Annotated in this window: 26 protein-coding genes; 12 read left to right on the top strand and 14 right to left on the bottom strand. The window is 66.4% G+C overall.

Annotated elements, in window-relative coordinates:
• Positions 1 to 2: 2 nt before the first annotated feature.
• Positions 3 to 689 carry a hypothetical protein gene (locus tag AWJ14_RS03245; protein ID WP_139112512.1) on the bottom strand — a complete coding sequence of 229 codons (687 nt, stop codon included), beginning with the start codon at positions 687 to 689 and terminating at the stop codon, positions 3 to 5.
• Between the two features lie 211 nt (positions 690 to 900).
• Here AWJ14_RS03245 and AWJ14_RS03240 point away from each other — a divergent pair, with 211 nt between their 5' ends.
• Positions 901 to 1,659: a DUF1223 domain-containing protein gene (locus AWJ14_RS03240; protein WP_066174952.1), complete on the top strand. Its 759-nt coding sequence runs from the start codon at positions 901 to 903 to the stop codon at positions 1,657 to 1,659.
• A 521-nt stretch (positions 1,660 to 2,180) separates the two neighbouring features.
• A complete protein-coding gene (locus tag AWJ14_RS03235) occupies positions 2,181 to 2,579 on the top strand; it encodes a DUF2794 domain-containing protein (RefSeq protein ID WP_066174950.1) in 399 nt (132 codons plus the stop codon).
• 67 nt (positions 2,580 to 2,646) lie between these two features.
• Here AWJ14_RS03235 and AWJ14_RS03230 read toward each other — a convergent pair whose 3' ends face one another.
• The 4 genes from AWJ14_RS03230 to AWJ14_RS03215 all read right to left on the bottom strand — a co-directional run bounded on the left by AWJ14_RS03230 (position 2,647) and on the right by AWJ14_RS03215 (position 7,565).
• The gene (locus AWJ14_RS03230; protein WP_139112519.1) at positions 2,647 to 3,204 is read right to left on the bottom strand and encodes a GNAT family N-acetyltransferase; all 558 of its coding nucleotides are present in this window, start codon (positions 3,202 to 3,204) and stop codon (positions 2,647 to 2,649) included.
• Between the two features lie 108 nt (positions 3,205 to 3,312).
• Positions 3,313 to 4,089 carry a Bax inhibitor-1/YccA family protein gene (locus tag AWJ14_RS03225; protein WP_066174946.1) on the bottom strand — a complete coding sequence of 259 codons (777 nt, stop codon included), beginning with the start codon at positions 4,087 to 4,089 and terminating at the stop codon, positions 3,313 to 3,315.
• 186 nt (positions 4,090 to 4,275) lie between these two features.
• The gene (locus AWJ14_RS03220; protein ID WP_066174945.1) at positions 4,276 to 6,849 is read right to left on the bottom strand and encodes an ABC transporter permease; all 2,574 of its coding nucleotides are present in this window, start codon (positions 6,847 to 6,849) and stop codon (positions 4,276 to 4,278) included.
• The gene (locus AWJ14_RS03215) at positions 6,849 to 7,565 is read right to left on the bottom strand and encodes an ABC transporter ATP-binding protein (protein ID WP_066174943.1); all 717 of its coding nucleotides are present in this window, start codon (positions 7,563 to 7,565) and stop codon (positions 6,849 to 6,851) included. Before AWJ14_RS03215 ends, AWJ14_RS03220 begins: the two co-directional genes overlap by 1 nt.
• Before the next feature lie 72 nt (positions 7,566 to 7,637).
• Between AWJ14_RS03215 and AWJ14_RS03210 the strand changes: the two genes are divergently transcribed.
• Together AWJ14_RS03210 and thpR are read left to right on the top strand one after the other, a co-directional pair.
• A complete protein-coding gene (locus AWJ14_RS03210) occupies positions 7,638 to 8,279 on the top strand; it encodes an arylesterase (protein ID WP_066174941.1) in 642 nt (213 codons plus the stop codon).
• A gap of 105 nt (positions 8,280 to 8,384) precedes the next feature.
• Positions 8,385 to 8,975: an RNA 2',3'-cyclic phosphodiesterase gene (gene thpR, locus AWJ14_RS03205; RefSeq protein WP_066174939.1), complete on the top strand. Its 591-nt coding sequence runs from the start codon at positions 8,385 to 8,387 to the stop codon at positions 8,973 to 8,975.
• Here the strand turns inward: thpR and AWJ14_RS03200 are convergent.
• Positions 8,903 to 9,424 (bottom strand): low molecular weight protein-tyrosine-phosphatase, encoded by a 522-nt coding sequence (locus AWJ14_RS03200; protein ID WP_066174937.1) that lies wholly within the window; start codon positions 9,422 to 9,424, stop codon positions 8,903 to 8,905. The two genes, thpR and AWJ14_RS03200, sit on opposite strands and share 73 nt — an antisense overlap.
• Before the next feature lie 30 nt (positions 9,425 to 9,454).
• Between AWJ14_RS03200 and AWJ14_RS03195 the strand changes: the two genes are divergently transcribed.
• Together AWJ14_RS03195 and AWJ14_RS03190 are read left to right on the top strand one after the other, a co-directional pair.
• Positions 9,455 to 9,766, top strand: a complete 312-nt coding sequence (locus tag AWJ14_RS03195; protein WP_066175189.1) for a 4a-hydroxytetrahydrobiopterin dehydratase — start codon at positions 9,455 to 9,457, stop codon at positions 9,764 to 9,766.
• A 74-nt stretch (positions 9,767 to 9,840) separates the two neighbouring features.
• Entirely contained in the window at positions 9,841 to 10,269 is a 429-nt protein-coding gene (locus AWJ14_RS03190) for a YkvA family protein (protein ID WP_066174935.1), read from the top strand.
• A gap of 7 nt (positions 10,270 to 10,276) precedes the next feature.
• On the opposite strand, the gene AWJ14_RS03185 is transcribed toward AWJ14_RS03190, so the two are convergent.
• Together AWJ14_RS03185 and AWJ14_RS03180 are read right to left on the bottom strand one after the other, a co-directional pair.
• Complete coding sequence (locus tag AWJ14_RS03185) at positions 10,277 to 10,834, bottom strand: ATP-binding protein (RefSeq protein ID WP_066175187.1); 558 nt, start codon at positions 10,832 to 10,834, stop codon at positions 10,277 to 10,279.
• Positions 10,835 to 10,957: 123 nt separating this feature from the next.
• Positions 10,958 to 11,533: a sigma-70 family RNA polymerase sigma factor gene (locus AWJ14_RS03180; protein ID WP_066174933.1), complete on the bottom strand. Its 576-nt coding sequence runs from the start codon at positions 11,531 to 11,533 to the stop codon at positions 10,958 to 10,960.
• 290 nt (positions 11,534 to 11,823) lie between these two features.
• Here AWJ14_RS03180 and AWJ14_RS03175 point away from each other — a divergent pair, with 290 nt between their 5' ends.
• Positions 11,824 to 12,327: an invasion associated locus B family protein gene (locus tag AWJ14_RS03175; protein ID WP_066174931.1), complete on the top strand. Its 504-nt coding sequence runs from the start codon at positions 11,824 to 11,826 to the stop codon at positions 12,325 to 12,327.
• A gap of 93 nt (positions 12,328 to 12,420) precedes the next feature.
• Here AWJ14_RS03175 and AWJ14_RS03170 read toward each other — a convergent pair whose 3' ends face one another.
• Positions 12,421 to 12,825, bottom strand: a complete 405-nt coding sequence (locus AWJ14_RS03170) for a DUF8051 family protein (protein ID WP_083219981.1) — start codon at positions 12,823 to 12,825, stop codon at positions 12,421 to 12,423.
• 92 nt (positions 12,826 to 12,917) lie between these two features.
• Here AWJ14_RS03170 and AWJ14_RS03165 point away from each other — a divergent pair, with 92 nt between their 5' ends.
• Positions 12,918 to 13,544, top strand: a complete 627-nt coding sequence (locus AWJ14_RS03165) for a TetR/AcrR family transcriptional regulator (RefSeq protein WP_066174928.1) — start codon at positions 12,918 to 12,920, stop codon at positions 13,542 to 13,544.
• Here the strand turns inward: AWJ14_RS03165 and AWJ14_RS03160 are convergent.
• Positions 13,541 to 14,245 carry a helix-turn-helix transcriptional regulator gene (locus tag AWJ14_RS03160; RefSeq protein WP_066174926.1) on the bottom strand — a complete coding sequence of 235 codons (705 nt, stop codon included), beginning with the start codon at positions 14,243 to 14,245 and terminating at the stop codon, positions 13,541 to 13,543. The genes AWJ14_RS03165 and AWJ14_RS03160 overlap by 4 nt on opposite strands.
• Before the next feature lie 121 nt (positions 14,246 to 14,366).
• On the opposite strand from AWJ14_RS03160, the gene AWJ14_RS22125 reads away from it, so the two are divergent.
• The 3 genes from AWJ14_RS22125 to AWJ14_RS03150 all read left to right on the top strand — a co-directional run bounded on the left by AWJ14_RS22125 (position 14,367) and on the right by AWJ14_RS03150 (position 16,479).
• On the top strand, positions 14,367 to 14,603 hold the full coding sequence (locus AWJ14_RS22125) for a hypothetical protein (protein ID WP_139112511.1): 237 nt from the start codon (positions 14,367 to 14,369) through the stop codon (positions 14,601 to 14,603).
• A gap of 139 nt (positions 14,604 to 14,742) precedes the next feature.
• Positions 14,743 to 15,975, top strand: a complete 1,233-nt coding sequence (gene rlmN, locus AWJ14_RS03155; protein ID WP_066174924.1) for a dual-specificity RNA methyltransferase RlmN — start codon at positions 14,743 to 14,745, stop codon at positions 15,973 to 15,975.
• 9 nt (positions 15,976 to 15,984) lie between these two features.
• On the top strand, positions 15,985 to 16,479 hold the full coding sequence (locus AWJ14_RS03150; protein WP_066174922.1) for a hypothetical protein: 495 nt from the start codon (positions 15,985 to 15,987) through the stop codon (positions 16,477 to 16,479).
• Here the strand turns inward: AWJ14_RS03150 and AWJ14_RS03145 are convergent, their stop codons facing one another.
• The 4 genes from AWJ14_RS03145 to AWJ14_RS03130 all read right to left on the bottom strand — a co-directional run bounded on the left by AWJ14_RS03145 (position 16,480) and on the right by AWJ14_RS03130 (position 20,027).
• Entirely contained in the window at positions 16,480 to 17,139 is a 660-nt protein-coding gene (locus AWJ14_RS03145) for a LysE family translocator (protein ID WP_066174921.1), read from the bottom strand.
• Positions 17,140 to 17,352: 213 nt separating this feature from the next.
• Positions 17,353 to 18,036: an OmpW/AlkL family protein gene (locus AWJ14_RS03140; RefSeq protein ID WP_066174920.1), complete on the bottom strand. Its 684-nt coding sequence runs from the start codon at positions 18,034 to 18,036 to the stop codon at positions 17,353 to 17,355.
• A 256-nt stretch (positions 18,037 to 18,292) separates the two neighbouring features.
• Positions 18,293 to 19,105 carry a hypothetical protein gene (locus AWJ14_RS03135; RefSeq protein ID WP_066174918.1) on the bottom strand — a complete coding sequence of 271 codons (813 nt, stop codon included), beginning with the start codon at positions 19,103 to 19,105 and terminating at the stop codon, positions 18,293 to 18,295.
• A gap of 67 nt (positions 19,106 to 19,172) precedes the next feature.
• Positions 19,173 to 20,027, bottom strand: a complete 855-nt coding sequence (locus tag AWJ14_RS03130; RefSeq protein ID WP_066174916.1) for an SDR family NAD(P)-dependent oxidoreductase — start codon at positions 20,025 to 20,027, stop codon at positions 19,173 to 19,175.
• 181 nt (positions 20,028 to 20,208) lie between these two features.
• Between AWJ14_RS03130 and AWJ14_RS03125 the strand changes: the two genes are divergently transcribed.
• Positions 20,209 to 21,432, top strand: a complete 1,224-nt coding sequence (locus tag AWJ14_RS03125) for an argininosuccinate synthase (RefSeq protein ID WP_066174914.1) — start codon at positions 20,209 to 20,211, stop codon at positions 21,430 to 21,432.
• The last annotated feature ends 23 nt before the right edge of the window (positions 21,433 to 21,455 follow it).

Genomic DNA, 21,455 nt, shown 5'->3' with positions numbered 1-21,455 from the left:
CCTCAGACCGTGATTTCCAATGCGTCGAAGTGGAGTTCTCCCTCGAAGGCGACGGCGATCGAATCGAACTGCTCCACGCTTTCCAGCTCCGCTTCGAATCTGACGGGCCCTTCGAAGATTGCCTTCTGGCAGGCGCCGGGAAGCCGGGCCTTCAGTTCCACGAGCAGAGTCCGTCCGGTAAACCCGAAGCTGCCCTTGTTCTCGAAGTCGAAACTGTAGTTGATGCAGGGCGCGAAAACATTGACGACGGCGATCACCTTCGGCCGCCCCGGCGGCATGGCATTGATCCACCCATTGACGGACTGGATCCGCACCCCGCTGGGCTGGCTCACGGAGGCAAGCATCGAGAGCGCCTTTTGCTCCGGCTGCGGGATCATTTGGCTGCCGACCCCCACCACCTTGTCGCTCACGACCGCAAAGGCCACCAGCATTGTCTTGCCGTCCACCAGCGGAATGCCCGGGATTTTGAACCGCAAGACCTTCAACGCCTCCGTGCACGGGCCGTCATTCTTAACGATGTTCAGAACAACGCCTTCCGTTTCCGCTGTAACCGCGTGACCATCCGGAACACCAAGCATTGCCCCGGCAGCCATGTAGCAACCATTCGGCGCCACAACTGTTGCATACATGGTGTATGATTTCTGGCTTGCATCGACCTTAAGTCGGATGACTGGTTTGAATATTGTCACGTTCAGCTCCTCCCCATACTTGTGAGCAGGAATACTGTATCACGACACACCCGATAAGTGCATTCGAATTCCGTTCGCGGAAAGAGGGCTCCGCGCCGCCCGGCGTTTTTCGTTTGAGTGCCTCACCGCAACGTGATTTGGTCGTGTCCGTTGTCGCGGAGTAGGATTTTCCCATCCTCGGAGCCGACCTTTCAAACACCGGATCGATGCCATGACCGTGAGTGCCTATTGTCTTGCCTTTGCCCTGTCGGGGCTGATGGGCGCGGCCTGTCTGGCCAGCGCGGGCAAGACGCAGGCCGGCGAACTCAACGGCGTCGTCGAGCTGTTCACCAGCCAGGGATGCGCCTCCTGCCCGCCCGCCGATGCGGAACTGGCCCGGCTCGCCAAGCGCGACGACGTGCTGGCCCTGAGCTATCACGTCGACTACTGGAACTATCTGGGCTGGGTCGACACGCTGTCGAGCCGGGCCAACACCGAACGGCAATACGGCTATGCGCGCACCCTCAAGCGCAACAATGTCTACACGCCGCAGGCCGTCATCAATGGCCAGGACCATGCCAATGGCGCGGAGGGCGACACGATCGCCGAGCTTCTCGGCCGGCTCGCGGCGTCCGGCAACGGCCTGACGGTCCCGGTCAGCGCCAGCAGGAGCCCCGACGGGCTCAGCATCGCGGTGGGCAGCGGCGAGGGCAAGGCCAATATCGTGGCAGTCTATTTCACCGACGAGAGCACGGTGAAGATCGAACGCGGCGAAAACGCCGGCCAGACGGTGACCTATCACCACGCCGTCGAGGCGCTGGAGACCGTGGGCATGTGGGGCGGAGAGGCGGTGACCCTGAAGCTGCCCGCCTCGGTGATGTCGGCACGTCCGGGCCGCGGCTGCGCCATCCTGCTGCAGCAGGTGGGCCACGACGGCGCGCCCGGCAGGATCCTCGGCGCGGCGCTGATCGAGCCCGAAACGCCTGCCTGAAGCCCCGGCGACGCCGGTCGCCGGTGTGACGGGCTTTGCGCCGGCGGTCCCGGCGGCGCGCGGTCAAGCAGGGATGGACAAAAAAAGACCGGCGCAGCGCCGGCCCAGATCCTGGAAGCAAGGAGGGTGCCTACCGCACCGGGGCGCGGGAACGGCCCGATGCGGCTGATCCGTTCCGGGGACCCCGAAGGGGGGCTTGGGGGGTTGGGTATTCGAGGTCCCCGGACCGAACCGTCTTAGGCAACGGCTGCACCATCGAAGCCAAATCGGGCGCGGATGGGGCCGAATTGCGGCCCAATTGAGCCACGGTCCGGATTTCGACCGGCCACTGGTCAACAACGGCAACGGCCTGACTCGTTTCGTGATGCTGCACCGCCGAAGGCGCGCACCGGGTGCCGCGGCCCGTCGCGGGGAACAGGCCCGCATCGGCCGCCCGGCCAAAAAATGCAGGTTTCGTGCTTGAAATCGGTCCCATGTCAGGCACACTGGCCCGATGAACGATGACAACCACTCGAGACCAGATGACTGAGGGCGCCGAGGGGCCTGCGCGCCGCGGGACGGGTGCTGCAGAGGCGCCGTCGCAGGCCGTCGACCTGGCGGAGCTGCGCCGCCGCACCACCCCGGAACCTGTGACCTTCCGCCGACCCGAACTCGATGCGATCCTGCGCATCTACGGCCGCATGGTGGCCGAGGGCCACTGGCGCGACTACGCGATCGACCACCTGCGCGACAAGGCGGTGTTCTCGGCCTTCCGCCGCACCAGCGAGGTGCCGCTCTACCGCATCGAAAAGGATCCGTCGCGGGCGCGCAAGCAGGGCGCCTTCGCGATCATTTCCGGCACCGGCCTGGTGCTCAAGCGCGGCCACGAGATCGATATGGTGCTGCGCTATTTCGACAAGGCGCCGCGGCTGGTGCGGTAGATCCCAGACACAAGCCGCCATTCCGGACGCCCGGGACGTCAGGCAGGGCGCCGCGCGCCTTGCCGGCTCAGCCGGCAAACAAGCTGCCCGGATAGACGCGCGGATCGGGATCGGTGGCCGTCCCCTCCCCGAGCGCGCGCTGCATGAACACCGTGTCGAGCCAGCGGCCCTGCTTGAAACCCGAGCCGCGAATGAGGCCTGCGCTCGAAAACCCCGCCTTCTGGTGCACCGCCACCGAGGCCGGATGCGCCCCGCCGATGACGGCCACCATCTGCCGGAAGCCCAGCGCCTCGCAGCGCGCGACGAGCTCGGTCAGAAGCGCGAGCCCCACGCCGCGGCCACGCGCGCCGGACGCGAGATAGATCGAATCCTCCACCAGCCAGCGATAGGCCGGCCGTGTCCGGAACGCCGAGGCATAGGCATAGCCCAGAAGCGTGCCGTCGCCGTCGGTGGCGGCGAGATAGGGAAAGCCATTGTCCCGGATTGCAGCCATGCGCCGCCCCATCTCGGCTTGGTCGGGAGTGACGAGCTCGTAGCTCGCGACCCCGTTTTCGACGCTGTCGGCATAGATGCGGGTGATGGCGGGAAGGTCGGCCGCGGTGGCGTCGCGCAGGATCATCGGCAGAAATCCGGAAGAGGGAAACCGGACCAAGATCTAGCGCCGCAGCCGCCTTGGCGGCAACAAAAAAGAGCGACCCGCAGGCCGCCCTTTCGTGTGTCCGTTCCGGATGCGTCAGTCGCGGTTGCCCAGGAACTGCAGCAGGAACATGAACAGGTTGATGAAGTCGAGATAGAGACGCAGCGCGCCCATGATCGCCTTGCGGCCGGCGGTCGCTTCGCCATCGCCTTCGTAATACATCTCCTTGATCTGCTGAGTGTCGTAGGCGGTGAGGCCCGCGAACACCAGAACGCCGATCGCGGAGATCGCGAATTCGAGCGCGCTCGACTGCAGGAAGATGTTGACCACCATGGCGATGACCAGGCCGAACACGCCCATGATCAGGAACGAGCCCATGCCGGACAGGTCCTTCTTGGTGGTGTAGCCGTAGAGCGACAGCGCGCCGAACGAAGCGGCGGTGACGAAGAAGGTCTGCGTGATCGACGAGCCGGTGAATACCAGGAAGATCGACGACAGCGACACGCCCATCATCGCGGCGTAGATCCAGAACGTGGTCTGCGCGGCGGAGACGCTCATCTTCTCGATGCGGAAGCTCAGGAAGAACACCATCGCCAGCGGCGCCAGCATCACCACCCACTTGAGCGGCGAGCCATAGAGCGCGGCGCCGAGGCTGGTGACCATGGTGCCGTTGCCCATCGTCGCCACGGCGCTGGCCGGATCGTTGGTGGTGGCCAGCATGGCGATCGCATAGGCGGCCACGCCGGTGATCCCGAGACCCATTGCCATGATGTTGTAGACGCGCAGCATATAGGCGCGAAGGCCCTCGTCGATCGCGGCACCAGCCTGCGCTCCGGTCGCTACGCGGACATTCGAATTGCGAAAGTCAGCCATGTTTTCCTCTTTATAAGCCCCGGAGTTGAGAACGGTGTCGGGTCAATGGATCCCAGGCGCCGCTGCGGGGCTCCAGCATGCCTGCCTTGCAATATGAGGATGAAGCGCGGCCGCGACAAGACCCCGCACCCCGCAAAATGGGGCCAAGACCGCGTATGTGCTTAACAAACGCCGCAGATGCGGGATTCAAAGCTCGCGCAGCACGGGTGCGGCTTTTTGTCCGAGGACGCGCCATGTGCCCGCCAGTCCGATGCCCACGGTCAGCACCAGCGCGCCCGCAAGCGTGGCGAGCGCGATATCGGGCATGAACCGGGACGGCAGCGTCATGATCCGGCTCACCACGAACCAGGACGCGACCGCGCCGAAGCCGAGCGCGAAGGTCGCGGTGGCGAGCCCGAGCAGGCCGTATTCGTAGACATAAGCGCGAATCAGCGTGGCGCGCGTGGCGCCGAGCGTCTTCAGCACCACCGCATCGTGGATGCGCGACCGGTTGCCCGCGGCCAGCGCGCCGGCAAGCACCAGCACCGAGGCGATCAGCGCCACCAGCGCCGCGGCGCGGATGGCCACGCCGATCTGGCCCACCAGCTGGTCGGCGAGTTCGAGCGCATCCTTGACCCGGAGGCTGGTGATCGTCGGATAGGCCTGGGTGACCGACCGCAGGATCCCGGCCTCGAGCGCGGCATCGGCGCCGGGATCGGTGAGCGTCGCCATCCAGGAATGCGGCGCGCCGGCGAAGGTGTTGGGCGAGAACACCATGACGAAATTGATCGACAGCGATTCCCACTCGACATCGCGCAGATTGGCGATGCGCGCGGTGATCTGCCGGCCGAGCACCGAGACGGTGACCGTGTCGCCGACGGACAGGCCGATTTCGCGGGCTTCCTGGGCCGAGAACGAGACCAGCGGCTCGCCGGTGTAGTCGGGCGCCCACCATTTTCCTTCGGCAAGCCGCGAATTTTCCGGCAGGTTCTTCGCATAGGTAAGGCCGCGGTCGCCGCGCAGCACCCAGCGCGCCTGCGGCGGCACGTTCTCGGCATTGACCGGTTCGCCGTTGAGCGCGGTGATTCGCCCGCGCAGCATCGGCACCTTGATCACCTTGCCCTCGGGCGCGAGTCCGGTGACGAGTTCGTCAAAACCGTCGATTTCGCTCGCCTGGATGTCGACGAAGAAGAAGTTCGGCGCCCGCTCCGGCAGGTTGCCCGACAGTTCGCGCCTGAGATTGGTGTCGATCAGCGCCAGCGTGACGAGCAGCGCAAGCCCGAGCCCGAGCGACAGCACCACCGAGGGGGTGAGCGCGCCGGGCCGGTGGATATTGCCGATCGCAAGCCGCAGCGGCGTCGAGTTGACCGCCGGCCAGCGCCGGGCAATCAGCTGCACCAGCCATCCCACGAGCCGCAACACCACGAAGGCGGCGGCGACAGCGGCAACGAAAATCGAGGCGATGCGGCGGTCGTCGGCAAAGAAGATCGCCGCACCGCAAAGGACGGCGAGCGTGAGTCCGGCGGTCAAGAGATAGGGCCAGCGCGCAAACCCGCCTGCCTCGAACCCCTGCTGGCGGAACAGCGCGGTGGCCGGCACCTCGCCGGCGCGGCCGAGCGGCAGCACGGCGAAGGCAAAGGCGGTCATCAGCCCGAAGCCGGCGGCGATCAGCAACGAAGCCGGGTAGAACGAGACCGTGACCGCGATCGGGATCACCCCCGCAAGCGCACCGGCGGCAAGCCAGGGCGTGAGCGCGCCGAGCACGAGGCCGAGCGCGACGCCGAAGCCTGCGATCAGCATGACCTGGATCAGGTAGATCGCCACCACCAGCGAGGCGGGGGCACCCAGGCACTTGAAGGTGGCGATCACGCCGCGCTTGCCCTCGAGCCAGGCGCGCACCGAATTGGCGATGCCGACGCCGCCGACGATCAGCGCGGTGAGCCCGACCAGCGTCAGGAACTGGGAGAAGCGCTCGATATTGCGGGTGAGCGCAGGCGCGGCATTGCGGCTGGTGCGGATCTGCCAGCCGGCATCGGGAAAGCGGGTTTCGGCCTCATCGCGGATATCATCCAGGGAGCGGGCAGCTGCGGCCCCGTCGAGCCGGACGCGATAGCTGTATTCGATCAGGCTGCCGGGGCGGATCAGGCCTGCGGCATCGAGCGCGGCCCGCGAGATCATCAGCCGCGGCGCGAAGCCGAAACCTTCCGACAGCGCATCCGGTTCGGTGGCGATCACGCCGCGGATCTGAAATTGTGCCTGTCCGACCAGAAGCGTGTCGCCGACCGCGATGCCGAGACGGTCGAGCAGGATCTGCGCGGCGGTCGCGCCAAAGACCCCGTCGCGCTCGGCAAAGGCGTCAGCGACCGAGAGGGGCGGCGTCGTTTCGAACGCGCCATAGAGCGGATAGGCCTCGTCGACGGCGCGCAATTCGACCAGCGACTGGTCGGAGCCATCGGGCTTGCGCGCCATGGTGCGCAGGTTTGCGCCCGCCGAGACCGCGCCGAGCCCCTCGACATAGCTGCGTCCGGCGGCGCCGATGTCGCGGTTGTCGATCTCGAAGCGGATGTCGCCGCCGAGAATGGTCTTGCCTTCCGACGCAATCGAGCCCGTCATCATTTCGGACACGGAATTGACGCCGGCGATCGCGGCGGTGCCGAGCGCGACGCAGGCGAGGAAGATATAGAAACCCGACAGCCCGCCGCGCAACTCGCGCAGCGCGAGCCTTGCCGCAAGCCCGAGCCTGAGCCGGTTGGCGCCGGCCGGCGCTGCACCCGCGGCCATCAGGCGACCACCCCGCCGGGGGCGGCTTCGACAGGGCCGGCGATCCGGCCCGAGCGCACGCCGACCTGCCGGTCGCAGCGATCGGCCAGCGCCGGGTCGTGGGTGACGAGCAGCAGCGTGGCGCCGCGTTCGGCCTGCTTGGCAAACAGCAGATCGGCGATCTGCCGGCCGGTCTCGCCGTCGAGATTGCCGGTCGGCTCGTCCGCAACGATCAGCACCGGGTCGGGCGCCAGCGCCCGGGCGATCGCTACCCGCTGCTGCTCGCCGCCCGACAACTGCCCGGGATAATGGGTGAGCCGTTCGCCCAGGCCCACGGCCACGAGTTCGGCGCGGGCGCGCTCGAAGGCGTCGGTGCGACCGGCGAGTTCCAGCGGCACGGCCACGTTTTCGAGCGCGGTCATGTTGGGAATGAGGTGGAACGACTGGAACACGATGCCGATCGAGCGGCCGCGCACGGCCGCGACCGCATCTTCATTGAGGGCATGCAGCGCATGGCCGTCGACATGGACTTCGCCCGAATCGAGCCGCTCGAGCCCGGCCACCACCATCAGAAGCGTCGACTTGCCCGATCCCGACGGGCCGACGATGCCGACCGACTGGCCTTTCGGGATGTCGAGATCGATGCCCTTGAGCACATGCACCGACGAGGCGCCGGCGCCGAGCGTCAGATCCGCCCGCCTCAGAGTGACAATGGATGGGGCGGCGGATTGAGACACGGGCTTTTCATCCTATATGCAGGGGACGGACGGGCGCGGATCGCCCGATGAGGTGCACTTAGGAGCATGCCCATGGGTTTTAAAGGTTTGGCGCTCGCCTTGTTTGCCGCGATCGGCCTGGCGGCGGGTGCCGCACAGGCCGTGGCGCAAACGCCGGTGAAGATCGTGGGCTTCGGCGACAGCCTGATGGCCGGCTACAACCTGGAGGCCGGCGAGGGCTTTCCGGCCCGGCTCGAAGCGGCGCTGCGCGCGCGCGGCCACGACGTGACCATCGCCGATGCGGGCGTGTCGGGCGACACCACGTCCGGCGGGCTCGCGCGGCTCGACTGGTCGATTCCCGAGGGCACCGACGGGGTCATTCTCGAACTCGGCGCCAATGACGCGCTGCGCGGGTTGCCGCCCGAAACCACGCGCCAGAATCTGGAAGCGATGATCGTGCGGCTTCAGGAGCGCGGCATCGCGGTGCTGCTGGCCGGCATGCTGGCGCCGCCCAATCTCGGCGCCGACTACGAGGCGGCCTTCAACGCGATCTATCCCGACCTCGCCGCCAAATACGGGCTTCTGCACTATCCTTTTTTTCTCGACGGCGTGACCGGCGACGCGGCCATGGTTCTCGACGACGGCATGCATCCCAATGCAAAGGGAATCAACAAGATGGTCGACGGCATGCTGCCGCTGGCCGAGGAATTCGTGACCGCGATCGAGGCGCGATAGCGCGCCGCGCCGGCCCGGATCCGGGGCAAACCCGAGATCTAGGTGCTTGCTCCGGACCGCGGCTCGTGATTCGTTCAACCTGTTCGATGATTCGGGGGACTAGCGATGCCACGCCTCTTTACCGCTCTCGAAATCCCGCGCGAGGCAGCCCTGTCTCTCTCGCTCCTGCGCGGCGGACTCCCCGGCGCCCGCTGGATCGATGTGGAGAATTACCACATCACCCTGCGCTTCATCGGCGACATCGACGCGCCGACCGCCGACGAACTGGTCAATGCCTTCGACCGCATCGACCGCCCCTCCTTTTCGCTGTCGCTGTCGGGCATGGGCTCGTTCGGCTCGAAGAAGCCGCATTCGATCTGGGCCGGCGTCTCGCCTTCGGCCGAGCTCAAGGCACTGCAGGCCGAGATCGAACGGATCTGCCAGCGATTGGGCCTCGATCCCGATCCGCGCCGGTTCTCCCCGCATGTGACGCTGGCGCGGCTGCGCAATGCGCGGCTCGGCGATGTGGTGGACTATCTGGGCGGGCGCGGCAATTTCCGCACCGAACCCTTCGAGGTCGGCCGCTTCGTGGTGATGTCGTCGCGCGATTCGGTCGGCGGCGGCCCCTATCTGGTCGAGGAAGCCTATCCCCTGGGCTGGCGCAATTCGCCGCAGAGCCTCGACGCCAGCGCCTGGCAGCCCTCGCGCAGCAACTGATAGACGCTCTCGAACCCGTCGGCGCCGCCGTAATAGGGATCGGGCACATCCGCACGGGTGCCGAGCGTGTGGTCGAGAAACAGGAAGATCCGGTCGCGGCGCGTGGCCGGCGCGCGCGCGAGCAGCGTCGCCTCGTTCGACCGGTCCATGGCGAAGATCATGTCGAACCGGTCGAAATCCTCCTGCGCCACCTGACGCGCGCGCTGGGCGGAGATGTCGATGCCATGGCGCCCGGCGGTCTTGATCGAGCGGGGATCGGGCGCATCGCCCTGGTGCCAGTCGCCGGTTCCGGCCGAATCAACGGTGACCAGGCCGGCAAGCCCGGCCTCGGCCAGCGCGTGCCGGAACACGCCTTCCGCCAGTGGCGAGCGGCAGATATTGCCCATGCACACGAACAGCACGGCCGGTTGCGTTGTCTCGGCGCGGTCGGTTACGCTGGGGTTCGCCATGATTTTTCCCTGTGAATGCCGGAGGACACGATGACGCGTCAGAAAATGGATAGCACAGCCGTTGCCGAAAAGCTCGCCTCCGTCGCGGGTTGGGAGATCGACGCGGGCGAAACCGCGCTATCCAGGCAGTTCGTCTTCAAGGATTTCAGCGAGGCCTTCGGCTTCATGGCGCGCGCGGCGCTGGTGGCCGAAAAGCTCGACCATCACCCCGAATGGAAGAATGTCTACCGCACGGTGGATGTGCGGCTGACCACCCATGACGCCGGCGGACTCACGCCGCTCGATTTCGAGCTGGCGACGGCCATGGACAGGATCGCCGCGAGCACCGGCCTCCAGGGCTGAAAACGCCAGTTATTGAAGCGGACGCCACGGAGAACCATATCAGGGGGCATGAGACACTCCCGGGAGGACAGCAGATGAGCGGTCTGGAAGGCGAAATTCTCGGGCCGGGCTCCAAGGCCGGCCCAGGCGCGAACGGCACCAAAGGCGCGGACGAGGCCTCCGTCCGGGCCGGGTTCTGGCGCACCTTCCGCAAGGCGGCGGGGCAGATCCCCTTTGCCGAGGACCTGGTGGCCGCCTATTATTGCGCGCTCGACCCGGAGACGCCGGGCCGGGCCAAGGCCGTACTGCTGGGCGCGCTCGCCTATTTCATCCTGCCGGTCGATGCCATCCCCGACATCCTGGCCTTCGTGGGCTTTTCCGACGACATCGCCGTGCTGACGCTCGCCATCGCCACGGTGCGCACGCACATGACCGACGCCCACCGGCTGGCCGCCCGCCGCGCGCTCGAGGATTTTTCCGCAGACACGCGGTCCGCACCGAAAGGCGGCCGCAGCACCGCCTGAGCCGGAATCATTCCGGGCCGGCGGCAAGCGCTTCGGCAACGCGCGCGACCAGGTCGTCGGTCGGCCTGTCGCCTTCGAGCCTGAGCACCGGTGCGGTCTGCCGGCCGAGCCAGCTTTCGTGCTGGGCGAGGTTGCGCCCGGAAAAGGCGGGATCGTCATAACCCGATGCCCAGTCCCGGAACGCCAGATGCGCCGCGTGCATGTCGCCGCCGGGGAGAATGCGATCGCCGTGGCGCTGCGCCTCGCGCGCGTCGAGACGCTGCAGCCGCACCGCCGCCGGCGTGTACAGGAAGACGATCAGATCGACGTCGTCGATCAGGGCCTCGCCCCATCCCATGAAAGAGCCGGTCAGGATCCATCCGTCGGAGCGGCGTTGCCGTTCGGCGATCAGCCGGACGCGGTCCTCGGGCGGACGCTTGACGCTGAACGGCGGGTCGGTCGGCATCCAGTAGACCTCGTCGACGTCGATTTGCGGGGTCTCGAAGTGCCCCGCGAGCGCCGCGCCCAGCGTCGAGACCCCCGAACAGGAAGCGCCGGTGATGTAGATTCTCGGCTGATCGGTCATGGTCCGCTCCTTCGTCAGCATCTGTCGGGAAGGGTCGTCCGGGCCGCAACCGGTGGCCTGGACAGAGCCCGGGCCGGGCGCCCTGCCCGGCCGCGCGGGTCTTCGGCCGCCACCGCGTGGAAGTCAATGCAGGGTGAGGCCGCCGCCATCGCTTTCGAGCGTGCGGCGCAGCCTCGAAAAGGCGAGCCGGATGCGCGACTTGACCGTGCCCAGCGGCAGGCCGGTCTCCTCGGCGATCTGGCTATGCGAACGGCCGAGAAAAAACGCCTGGCGTACCAGCACCGCCTGCTCGTCGGGCAGGTCGAGCATCGCCCGGCGCACGCGCTCGTCGCGCTCTTCGGCGTCGTAGATGTCATCCGCGGCTTCGGGCTGGGCGGGGTGCAGCGCCGGATCCTCGGGATCGATGAGGCCGCTGCGATCACGCCGAAGCGCATCGATGCGGCGGTTGCGGGCGACCCGGAACAGCCAGGTGGCGAGCGAGGATTTGGCCGGATCGAACAGCGCCGCCTTGTGCCAAAGCACGATCATCACCTCCTGGACCAGTTCCTCCGCCTGGGAGGGCTCCATGCCGAGCCGCTGCAGATAGGATTTGAGCCGGGGTGCGAAATGGTCGAACAGTTCCGCGAACGCCGCCTGGTCCCGCCCCTGGGCAACCGCCGCGGCGAGACGGGCAAACCGGTCTTTCAAGTCATCGGACATAAGGTGCGCAGAACCTCGCATGCTGACGCGATCAGTCGCCGCCCCGGCGTTTATACATCAACCCGCGCCCAATTTAACAGAGGACAAACTGTTGCCGGATTCACCTTGTTACAAAAGGTGAGGACGGGGCGTCCTGCCCCCACCCCGCGACGAGAACACGGCACCGTTTCGGGATTCATTGACGGTTTGGTAACCAGGATTAAGTCAAAATGAACCAATCACCTCGCAACGAGCGGGAACAGTCACGCCATCTCGGCTGTGACACAGGACCACGAACCGGTAGGAAAGCCATGTTTGGGAAGACACTCGCAACCGCAGTGACGGCGCTCTTTGCTTTGACCGCTGCCGCGGCGGCGCAATCGCCCACCAGGATCCAGCAGTTTGATTCCTGGGGCGCATATTCATACGACGCCAATGGCGGCAAGGTCTGCTACGTCCTGTCCGTGCCGATCAGTTCGGCGCCGACAAATGTCGATCACGGAGACATCTTCTTCCTGGTCTCCCAGCGTCCGGGCCAGAACGTCAGCTACGAGCCGCATGCCATGATGGGATATCCGCTTCAGGAATCCTCGAAGGTCACCGTCAATGTCGACGGCCGCGACTTCACCTTCTTCACGCGCGGCAGCTCCGCCTGGGTGGAAAACGCGGCGCAGGAACCGCAGCTGGTGGCCGCGATGAAGGCGGGCTCGTCGATGACGGTCAAGGCGAAGTCGCGCCGCGGCACCGACACCTCCTACAGCTATTCGCTCAAGGGCATCACCGCAGCGCTCAACAAGATCGCCGATTGCCGCTAAGCCTTTACGGCCCAACGGACTGAAAAATGCACGAAGGCCCGGGTGTCGCCCGGGCCTTCCTGCGTCTGCATGTGCGGCTTTGCGCCGCCGGCGTCAGATATGCCCGAGCGCGCGGTGGCACAGCGCCGCCACATAGGCGGCCAGCATGAAATCGAGACTCTCGATCAGGCCGAGCAGCAGCGGAATCGGATCGGGCGAGCGCGGAAACACCGCGCCGAGATCGAGCAGCACCACGAACACATAGCCCCATGAAGCCGCGATCGCGAGCCAGGCAAAGCCGAGGCTGCCGCGCACCAGCGTGATACCGGCGGCGATGGCGATGAGGCCGAGCGCCACCAGAAACACGTTGAACCCCCAGAACACCGTGCCGCCGAGCGCCGAGAAATCCCGCGTTTCCACCGGTCCTCCGGGGACCAGCGTGGCAAAGCTCGCCACCAGCAGCAACAACAGCCATCCGGCGGTAACGCCGGGGCGGCGGGCGTGGGGCGAAACAGTCATGTCGGTCTCCAATGTCCGAGGCAAAGTTCCATACTTGAAGTATGGAAAACACTTTTGGCTTGAACCTGTCAATACTTCGGGTATGGAATGCCATGGCCAAAAAGGACACGCTCACCCCCGAAGACTGGATCAAGGCGGCGTTCCGGCTGCTGACGCAGTCCGGTCCGAAAGCCATCCGCGTCGATTACCTGTGCCGCGAGCTGGGCGTGACCAAGGGCTCGTTCTACTGGCATTTCGAGGATCTGGCGGGTTTGCGCGCGGCGATGGTCGGCCACTGGCGCCGGGTCGCCACCCGCGACGTCATCGCCGCCATGAGTTCGCGGGAGCTCGGGCCACGCGAGTTGTTCATCCGGCTGTTCGAGACGGTGCTGGCGATCCCGGCGCAGGACTATGGCGGCCCGATGGCCGAAGCCGCGCTGAGGCACTGGGCGGCGGGCGACCCTGCGGTGCAGGCGGTGGTGCGCGACGCCGATGCCGAGCGGCTGGCCTTTTTAAGCCTGCACCTGCGCAGCGCCGGCCTGTCCGGCGCCGAGGCGCGCTCGCGCGCGGCCTTCCTGTGCGCGACCCTGATCGGGCTCGAACAGCTCGCAAGCGAACCGGCGCTGCCCAGGCTCGACATTGCCGGCTTCGTCGACGCCATGCTGACGCCGGCCGATTCCGCCACCACCGCGACCCCGACCCCGGAACCGGCGCCCGGCAACGGCGGCAATGTCTCCTAGGCTCGTTCCGACATCGCCCGCGCGGCCGCGTCCCAGCGATTCTGATCGGGCCAGAGCGCGCGCAGCGTGTCGCCCTGCCCTGTAAACCGCGCCTCCAGCACCTCGCAGCCATGGATCCTATCGGTGCGGAAATGCCGGAAGCCGGCGCGCAGCTCGCACCAGCAGGCCAGCATCACGCATTCGAGATGATAGACCAGCGCCAGCGGCCGCACGATGCGCACGCTGCGCGCGCCGCGCTCGTCCTCATAGGTGATCTCGAGCTTGCGCTCGCCGCGGATCGCATCGCGCAGAAGCGCCACCGACACGCAGCCCTTTTCGGGGTCATCGACCGGCGCGCCCCAGGGCGCCACCTGCAGCCAGTCCGCCGGCCCGTGCAGCGCGTCGACCTTGTCGTGGATCCGCTGCGCCGCGCGCTGCAACGCGCTGTCGCCGGTGCGCGACAGCAGCGCCAGCCCCACTCTCAGCGCCTCGATTTCCTCAAGATCGAAATTGAGCGGCGGCAGGTCATAGCCGCGACGCATGACATAGCCCACGCCCGGCTCGCCCTCGATCGGCGTGCTCATCATCTGCAGCGCGGCGATGTCACGATAGATGGTCCTGACCGAGACTTCGAGCTTCTCCGCCAGCGCCTGCGCCGTCAGCGGCCGCGCGGCGGAGCGCAGGATCTGGATGATTTCGAACAGACGGTTTGATCGGCGCATCGCCCGGTTCCTCGTGGCCCCGCATCCCCGCACGGCACTGCTGACACCTTACCACCCCCTGCTGACAGCAGCATGTCAGCAGCGTCCGGCTATGCAGGGATGCTAACGCAAGGACACGCCGATGAGCTACTACGATCATGCCACCATGATGGCGTTGCGGCTCGGCCCCTGGGCCGACCCGCATGCGGCGCATCCCGCGACACGGCAAGAGGAGCTCCGTCCGGGGGCAGATCCGGCGTCGAAAGCACGGCCACCGGTCGCAAGCCTGTTTCGCGCCGCCTGCCGCCGCGTGCGCTTCGGGCGAGCACGCCCCGACGCGGCAGCGCGGCCCGATGGTGACGCGCGGCAGAAAACCTGATACAGGGCTGGCCTGCCGCACCGGTCGGGACCCTGAAAACCTGCGTCCCGGGCTGAAGATCGGCAATTTTCACGACTGAAACCGTGCCCGCGCGCCGCAATCGCGCGCGCAACGTCAGCCAACAAGAGTTCCGTATCCGATGGCCGTCACGATCGACCTGACAAACCCCGCCGCGCGTCCCGCCCGCACCGTCCGCCCGGACTCCGACGGCAAGCCGACGCTGATCGGCCTGACCCGCCCCGAGATGGCGCGCGCGCTGGCCGAGGCCGGTGTGCCGGAGAAACAGCTGAAGATGCGCGTGAGCCAGATCTGGCACTGGCTCTATATCCGTGGCGTCTCCGATTTCGACGACATGCACACGGTCTCGCGCGAACTCCGCGACACGCTCAAGGCCCGTTTCACCATCGCAAGGCCCGAGATCGTCGAGGAGCAGATCTCCAACGACGGCACCCGCAAGTGGCTGATGCGGTTTTCGCCGCGCGGCGCCGGCCGCCCGGTCGAGGTCGAGACCGTCTATATTCCCGAGGAAGGCCGGGGCACGCTGTGCATCTCGAGCCAGGTCGGCTGCACGCTGACCTGCAGCTTCTGCCACACCGGCACGCAGATGCTGGTGCGCAACCTCGCGCCCGACGAGATCCTGGCGCAGCTGCTGGTGGCCCGCGACCGGCTCGGCGATTTTCCGCACAAGGACACGCCGCAGGGCGCGATCGTGCCGGCGGAAGGCCGCAAGGTCACCAACATCGTCATGATGGGCATGGGCGAGCCGCTCTACAATTTCGAGAACGTCAAGAAGGCGCTGCTGATCGCCGCCGATGGCGACGGGCTTGCACTGTCCAAGCGCCGCATCACGCTGTCGACCTCCGGCGTGGTGCCCGAAATCGCCCGCACCGGCGAGGAAATCGGCGTGATGCTGGCGATCTCGCTGCATGCGGTGCGCGACGAATTGCGCAACGAGCTGGTGCCGATCAACCGCAAATATCCGCTCAAGGAGCTGCTCGACGCCTGCCGCGCCTATCCGGCCCTGTCCAACGCCCGCCGCATCACCTTCGAATATGTGATGTTGAAGGGCGTCAACGACAGCCTGGCCGACGCCAAGGAACTGGTGCGGCTGCTCAAGGGCATTCCCGCCAAGATCAACCTCATTCCGTTCAACCCCTGGCCGGGCTCGCCCTATGAGTGCTCGGACTGGGAAACGATCGAGCGCTTTGCCGATTTCGTCAACGCCAACGGCTATGCCTCGCCGATCCGCACCCCGCGCGGCCGCGACATCTTCGCCGCCTGCGGCCAGTTGAAGAGCGAATCCGAGCGCATGCGCAAGGCCGACCGGCTGGCGCTGGAAGCGGCGATGATCGCCGGCCACGGCGCCGACTGATCCGGCACGATGAGCGACATCCTCCGCCTGGTGCTGCGCCTGTTCGCGATCTGCTTCGGCTTTTTCGCGGGCTGCCTGGCGGCGGGCCTCGCCTATGCCTTTCTCGCGCGCCTCGTGCTGCCTGAGGATTTCGGCCGCTTCGACGAACTGGAACTCACGGTGACGCTGGTGGTCGGCGTCCTTGGCGTGGCGAGCCTGTTCGCGCGTGCCGTGCTGCTGCCGGCCTTCGCCGTGATCGCGGTCTTCGAACTTCTCAGGCGGCGCGACTGGCTGAGTTACGCGCTGGCGGGCGCGGCCCTGGCGCTTGTCGCAACCGTCGCCCCGCTTGCGGGCCAGGGGCCCGGCCCGGCCCCGGTGACGGAGCCCGCGCACGTGATCGCCATCCACATCGCCTGCGCGATCATCGGCGCAAGCCTCTACTGGCTGCTGGTCGGCCATTCCGCCGGGCGCTGGCTGCCGAGCGAGCGGGCCAAGCCTTCCGTTCCGGCCGATCCCGAGCCCTGATCAGCGCGCCTGCGCCATCAGGATCCGGACCGCAAACAGCGAAAACACCCCCGCGAACACGTAGTCGACGACCCGCATCACCTGCGGCTTGCGCCGGAGCCAGGCCGAAAGCCCATGCGCGCCCAGCACAACCAGAATGCCGATCGGCAACCCGATGAACACGAACAGCACGCCGAGGAAGATCAGCTTGCCGGTCACATGCGGGTCGCTGACGCTCACGAATTGCGGCAGGAAGGTCATGAAGAAGATGATGATCTTCGGGTTCAGAAGATTGATCGAGAGGCCGGCGAAGAACGCCCGCGAGAGCGACGCGCCGGCCCCCGCCGCGGCCGCCTTGACGTCGCCCGCATCGATCGTGAGCCCCGAGCCGCGCCTGAGCGCCTGAATGGCGAGCCAGAGCAGGTAGGCCGCCCCAAAGGTCTTGAGCACGACGAAGGCCAGCGGCGAGGCGACGATCAGCGCCGAGATCCCGAAGGCCACCAGCATCGTGTGCACGCCGATGCCGAGACTGGTGCCCGCGAGCGTCATCAGCCCGCTCGCGCGTCCCTCGCGCAGCGTCCGGCTCAGCCACAGCGTCATGTCCGGGCCGGGCGTGAGCGCGAGCAGCAGCGAGGCCAGGACGAATGTGAGCAGATCGGAGGCGGCAGGAACGAAGATCATCGCGGAATTCCGGGCGTGAGAAAGCGGTCGCATGGATATCCATGCCGGACGGACACGGATTCGATTCCATGCGCGGAGGCGAAAGGCAAGGCCGAACCGGTCAGCTTGCGGCGGAAGGCCGGGCCTTATTCCCCGGACCCCAAACACAAACGCCCGGTCCATGCAGATGGACCGGGCGTTTGCCGGGGATTGCCCCCGCGGTTCGCGACGGGATCAGAAGCGGTAGGTCAGACCCGTGCCGATCAGCCAGGGATTGAGCTTGGCCTTGCCGGAGATCGCCGTGCCGCCGGTGACCCCGTTCCATTCGGGTTCCAGGAACAGCTTCTTGACGTCGAAGTTGACGCCCCAGTGGTCGTCGATCATGTAGTCGAAGCCGACCTGCACGGCGGCGCCGAAGGTGTCCTTGACCTTGATGCTGGACAGCGAGCCGGCCGCATCCTGGCTGTAGAACATCGTGTAGTTCACGCCCGCGCCGACATAGGGCTTGAAGGCGCCGAAGTCGGTGAAATGATACTGCAGCGTCAGCGTGGGCGGCAGAAGCCAGGTCTCGCCGACCTTGCCCAGTCCGGAAATGGCATCGGTACCGGTGATGTTGGCCTTGGTGGTGCCGAGGATCAGCTCAGCGGCGATGTTGTCGGTGAAGAAATAGCTGATATCGAGTTCCGGCACGACCGTGTCGGAATATTCGAGGCCCGAGCCCGGGATCTGGCTGACATAGCCCTTGTCCTCGGTGATCACGCCAAGCGCGCGCACGCGGATCTGCCAAGGGCTGGTGGCTGCCGCCGGTCCCATGCGCTCGGAAAGGTCGGCGGCACCAGCCGTCGTTCCGGTCGCCGCCAGAAGTGCCAGCACCAGTGCCGAACCGCCGGCTGCGAGTGTGAATTTGTGAAGTCCCATTTCAAGCCCCTGAGGTCATCGTTAGTCGATGATCCTTCCTAGTCGAGCAGGTCGCGAGTTTCTTGATCTGCATCAAGTGATTTGGAGTTTCCGGGGCCGGATACGCGCGAATATAGTTACATTTTCAGATGGTTAGAATGGCGGGCCGGAGCGCTGTCGTGGACCCGGACCGGGGGCACCCGGAAATTCGACACCGCGCGCGGCGACCTGCCGCGACGCAGGTCTTCGCGGTGTGCGTCAGCCCCTTTCGGCCGGGTCAATCCCCTTGCGATCCCAGGATGGTCGGATCGACGACATCGACGCGTTCGCCCGGCTCGATCCCGAACACCTTGTAGAAGTCCTCCGGACCTAACAGCGCCGCCGCCTGGTCGAGCAGATGCTGGTTGCGGGCATTGAGAAAATCCGCATCCGGCGGATAGAAGCCCGGCATCCGCCGCGCCGTATAGGCGGTCACATCGCTGCGCAGCGCCATCAGCCGGGCGAGCAGTTCGGGCTTGTCGGACAATGCCGCCCGCGCGGTCTCCTCGAAATCGTCGGGAAACTCCTCCATCCTCTCCTCCGCCGTCCGGGGCATGCTGCGCAGCGGCTTGATCCCCGCACAGTTTTCAAGTTTGCTCTGCCAGGCCGCCTGTTGCAATCCATAGGTGCCGTACAGGAATGTGCTGACGGCGTAGCCCCGGACCCCTTTCACCGTCAGCGGTGCCTTGCCCTTCGTTCCCGTCGCGGAAAGCACCTGGTTGGCGAGCTGGTGACAGACGCCGTCAATGCCGTATTTGAAGATCGTGCCGCGCGCGGCCGGGCTGTCATTGCAGCTCCGATTGGGCTGCACCAGGCAGGTGGCGACCGGGTCGGCCCCTTTGCGGCTGCCGACGAAGCCGTCGGGGTGGCCCGACGCGCCGCCGCTCGCATGAAAATCGCCCCAGCAATACCAGTTGGACTGGCCCGCCTTCTTCACCGCGGCAATGTCCGCATAGGGATGGGCGCGATTGTCGTAGCTGGTGACCCAGGTGTGATCCACGGGCGAGCCGCTGAAATAGGCCGGGACGACCCATGCATAGAAGGTGGTCATGACGCTCTCTCCTGCCGGATGCAGGACAGAGTATGGGACATCCCACAAAGGTTGTGAAGACAGGAAATTACCCTTTCAGGTAGGCTTTGAACCTGTCGGCGAAATCCGGATGCCAGCGCGACAGCGGCGGCCGGTTCTCGATGATGTCGCCGGCGGCCCAGGCGATTCGCTTCTCGTCGGTCGCCCGGTCGACATCGTTGTCCGGGCACAGGATGTAGAAATCGCCGCGGCCGAGGCTTTCCACCATGAAGGCCACCGTCTGCTCCGGCGTCCAGGCGGCATCGGGCTTTTCGGTGCGGCCGTTGGCGGTGAGCGGCGTGTAGACGAAGCCGGGGATCAAGAGATGCGCGCTCACGCGGCAGCCTTCGGTGGTGCGCAACTCATGCGCCAGCGCCTCGGTAAAGGCTTTCACCCCGGCCTTGGCGACATTGTAGGCGGGATCGCCGGGCGGGGTGGTGATGCCCTGCTTGGAGCCGGTGTTGATGATCATCGCCGGCTTGCCGTGGGCGATCATGCCGGGGCCGAACACCCGGGTGCCGTGGATGACGCCCATCAGGTTGACGCCGAGCACCCGGTCCCAGTTCGCCTGCGGGCCGAACAGCGAGCTGCCGGGCTGGATGCCGGCATTGTTCATCAGCAGATGCACGCGGCCGAACCGCTTGATCACCGCATGTTCGAGCGCCTGCACCGCATCGGGATCGCTGACATCGGTCTGGATCGACACGACATCGGTGGCCGGGCTTGCCGCGTGGCGCCCAACTTCCGCCTCGGCGGCGGCCAGCCGCTCGCGGTCGACATCGACCATCACCACGCACATGCCGCGCGCCGCGAAGATTTGCGCTGCGGCGAGCCCGATACCGGATGCCGCGCCCGTGACCAGTGCCACCTTGCCGGTGTCCGCCACTTCATCAAAATGGGTCATTGCTGTCTCCTCCATGCCTGCGGCAAGCCGGATGCCGGGCCTGTTGCCGCCCGGCAGGCGCACCGCGAGCGGGCTTGACCCTTGCATGGCGGCGCAAACCGGCTAAAAGTGCCGCGAAATCCAAGCCGCCCGAAAGCCAGCGCCTTCGGGACCGAAGCATCTGAACAGGAAGACAGTATCCATGGCATCGCACAAGGACGTCAAGAAAGTCGTTCTCGCCTATTCGGGCGGTCTCGACACCTCGATCATTCTCAAATGGCTGCAGACCGAACTCGGCGCCGAAGTCGTCACCTTCACCGCCGATCTCGGCCAGGGCGAGGAACTGGAGCCGGCGCGCAAGAAGGCCGAGATGCTCGGCATCAAGGAAATCTATATCGAGGACGTGCGCGAGGAATTCGTGCGCGACTTCGTGTTCCCGATGTTCCGCGCCAATGCCGTCTATGAGGGCGTCTACCTGCTCGGCACCTCGATCGCCCGGCCGCTGATTTCCAAGCGGCTGGTCGAGATCGCCCGCGAGACCGGCGCCGACGCGATCGCCCATGGCGCCACCGGCAAGGGCAACGACCAGGTCCGCTTCGAGCTGTCGGCCTATGCGCTCAACCCCGACATCAAGATCATCGCGCCCTGGCGCGACTGGTCGTTCAAGAGCCGCACCGATCTGATCAACTTCGCCGAAGCCCACCAGATCCCGGTCTCCAAGGACAAGAAGGGCGAGGCCCCGTTCTCGGTCGACGCCAACCTGCTGCACTCGTCCTCCGAGGGCAAGGTGCTGGAAGATCCGAGCGTCGAGGCGCCCGAATATGTGCACATGCGCACGATCTCGCCCGAAAGCGCGCCCGACACGCCGACCGTCATCAAGATCGGCTTCGAGCAGGGTGACGCCGTGTCGATCAATGGCGAGCGCATGAGCCCGGCGACGCTGCTCGCAGCACTCAACAATTACGGCCGCGACAACGGCATCGGCCGGCTCGATCTGGTCGAGAACCGCTTCGTCGGCATGAAGTCGCGCGGCGTCTACGAGACCCCGGGCGGCACCATCCTGCTCGCCGCGCACCGGGCGATGGAATCGATCACGCTCGACCGCGGTGCGGCGCATCTCAAGGACGAGCTGATGCCACGCTATGCGGAGCTGATCTATTACGGCTTCTGGTTCTCGCCCGAGCGCGAAATGCTGCAGGCGGCCATCGACCACAGCCAGAAGCACGTGGAAGGCGAAGTCACGCTCAAGCTCTACAAGGGCAATGTGATGGTGACCGGCCGCGAGAGCGCCAAGTCGCTCTATTCCGACGCGCTGGTCACCTTCGAGGACGACCGCGGCGCCTACGACCAGAAGGACGCGGCGGGCTTCATCCGCCTGAACGCGCTCAGGCTCCGGACGCTGGCTGCACGGGACCGCAAGGCCTGACACCGGAAGCAGGCGCATCAATC

The organism is Parahoeflea olei (genome assembly GCF_001703635.1).
Lineage (GTDB): Bacteria > Pseudomonadota > Alphaproteobacteria > Rhizobiales > Rhizobiaceae > Hoeflea > Hoeflea olei.
This window is presented reverse-complemented; position numbering and strand designations above follow the sequence as displayed.

Bases quoted from the DNA above. Each gene is read 5' to 3' on its own strand.
- AWJ14_RS03170 (WP_083219981.1), bottom strand. From the start codon at position 12,825: ATGACTGTTTCGCCCCACGCCCGCCGCCCCGGCGTTACCGCCGGATGG.
- AWJ14_RS03140 (WP_066174920.1), bottom strand. From the start codon at position 18,036: ATGGGACTTCACAAATTCACACTCGCAGCCGGCGGTTCGGCACTGGTG.
- AWJ14_RS03165 (WP_066174928.1), top strand. From the start codon at position 12,918: ATGGCCAAAAAGGACACGCTCACCCCCGAAGACTGGATCAAGGCGGCG.
- AWJ14_RS03125 (WP_066174914.1), top strand. From the start codon at position 20,209: ATGGCATCGCACAAGGACGTCAAGAAAGTCGTTCTCGCCTATTCGGGC.
- AWJ14_RS03220 (WP_066174945.1), bottom strand. From the start codon at position 6,849: ATGGCCGCGGGTGCAGCGCCGGCCGGCGCCAACCGGCTCAGGCTCGGG.
- AWJ14_RS03190 (WP_066174935.1), top strand. From the start codon at position 9,841: ATGAGCGGTCTGGAAGGCGAAATTCTCGGGCCGGGCTCCAAGGCCGGC.
- AWJ14_RS03235 (WP_066174950.1), top strand. From the start codon at position 2,181: ATGACTGAGGGCGCCGAGGGGCCTGCGCGCCGCGGGACGGGTGCTGCA.
- thpR (WP_066174939.1), top strand. From the start codon at position 8,385: ATGCCACGCCTCTTTACCGCTCTCGAAATCCCGCGCGAGGCAGCCCTG.
- AWJ14_RS22125 (WP_139112511.1), top strand. From the start codon at position 14,367: ATGAGCTACTACGATCATGCCACCATGATGGCGTTGCGGCTCGGCCCC.
- AWJ14_RS03210 (WP_066174941.1), top strand. From the start codon at position 7,638: ATGGGTTTTAAAGGTTTGGCGCTCGCCTTGTTTGCCGCGATCGGCCTG.
- AWJ14_RS03145 (WP_066174921.1), bottom strand. From the start codon at position 17,139: ATGATCTTCGTTCCTGCCGCCTCCGATCTGCTCACATTCGTCCTGGCC.
- rlmN (WP_066174924.1), top strand. From the start codon at position 14,743: ATGGCCGTCACGATCGACCTGACAAACCCCGCCGCGCGTCCCGCCCGC.
- AWJ14_RS03160 (WP_066174926.1), bottom strand. From the start codon at position 14,245: ATGCGCCGATCAAACCGTCTGTTCGAAATCATCCAGATCCTGCGCTCC.
- AWJ14_RS03195 (WP_066175189.1), top strand. From the start codon at position 9,455: ATGACGCGTCAGAAAATGGATAGCACAGCCGTTGCCGAAAAGCTCGCC.
- AWJ14_RS03240 (WP_066174952.1), top strand. From the start codon at position 901: ATGACCGTGAGTGCCTATTGTCTTGCCTTTGCCCTGTCGGGGCTGATG.
- AWJ14_RS03175 (WP_066174931.1), top strand. From the start codon at position 11,824: ATGTTTGGGAAGACACTCGCAACCGCAGTGACGGCGCTCTTTGCTTTG.
- AWJ14_RS03150 (WP_066174922.1), top strand. From the start codon at position 15,985: ATGAGCGACATCCTCCGCCTGGTGCTGCGCCTGTTCGCGATCTGCTTC.
- AWJ14_RS03130 (WP_066174916.1), bottom strand. From the start codon at position 20,027: ATGACCCATTTTGATGAAGTGGCGGACACCGGCAAGGTGGCACTGGTC.
- AWJ14_RS03225 (WP_066174946.1), bottom strand. From the start codon at position 4,089: ATGGCTGACTTTCGCAATTCGAATGTCCGCGTAGCGACCGGAGCGCAG.
- AWJ14_RS03135 (WP_066174918.1), bottom strand. From the start codon at position 19,105: ATGACCACCTTCTATGCATGGGTCGTCCCGGCCTATTTCAGCGGCTCG.
- AWJ14_RS03200 (WP_066174937.1), bottom strand. From the start codon at position 9,424: ATGGCGAACCCCAGCGTAACCGACCGCGCCGAGACAACGCAACCGGCC.
- AWJ14_RS03185 (WP_066175187.1), bottom strand. From the start codon at position 10,834: ATGACCGATCAGCCGAGAATCTACATCACCGGCGCTTCCTGTTCGGGG.
- AWJ14_RS03180 (WP_066174933.1), bottom strand. From the start codon at position 11,533: ATGTCCGATGACTTGAAAGACCGGTTTGCCCGTCTCGCCGCGGCGGTT.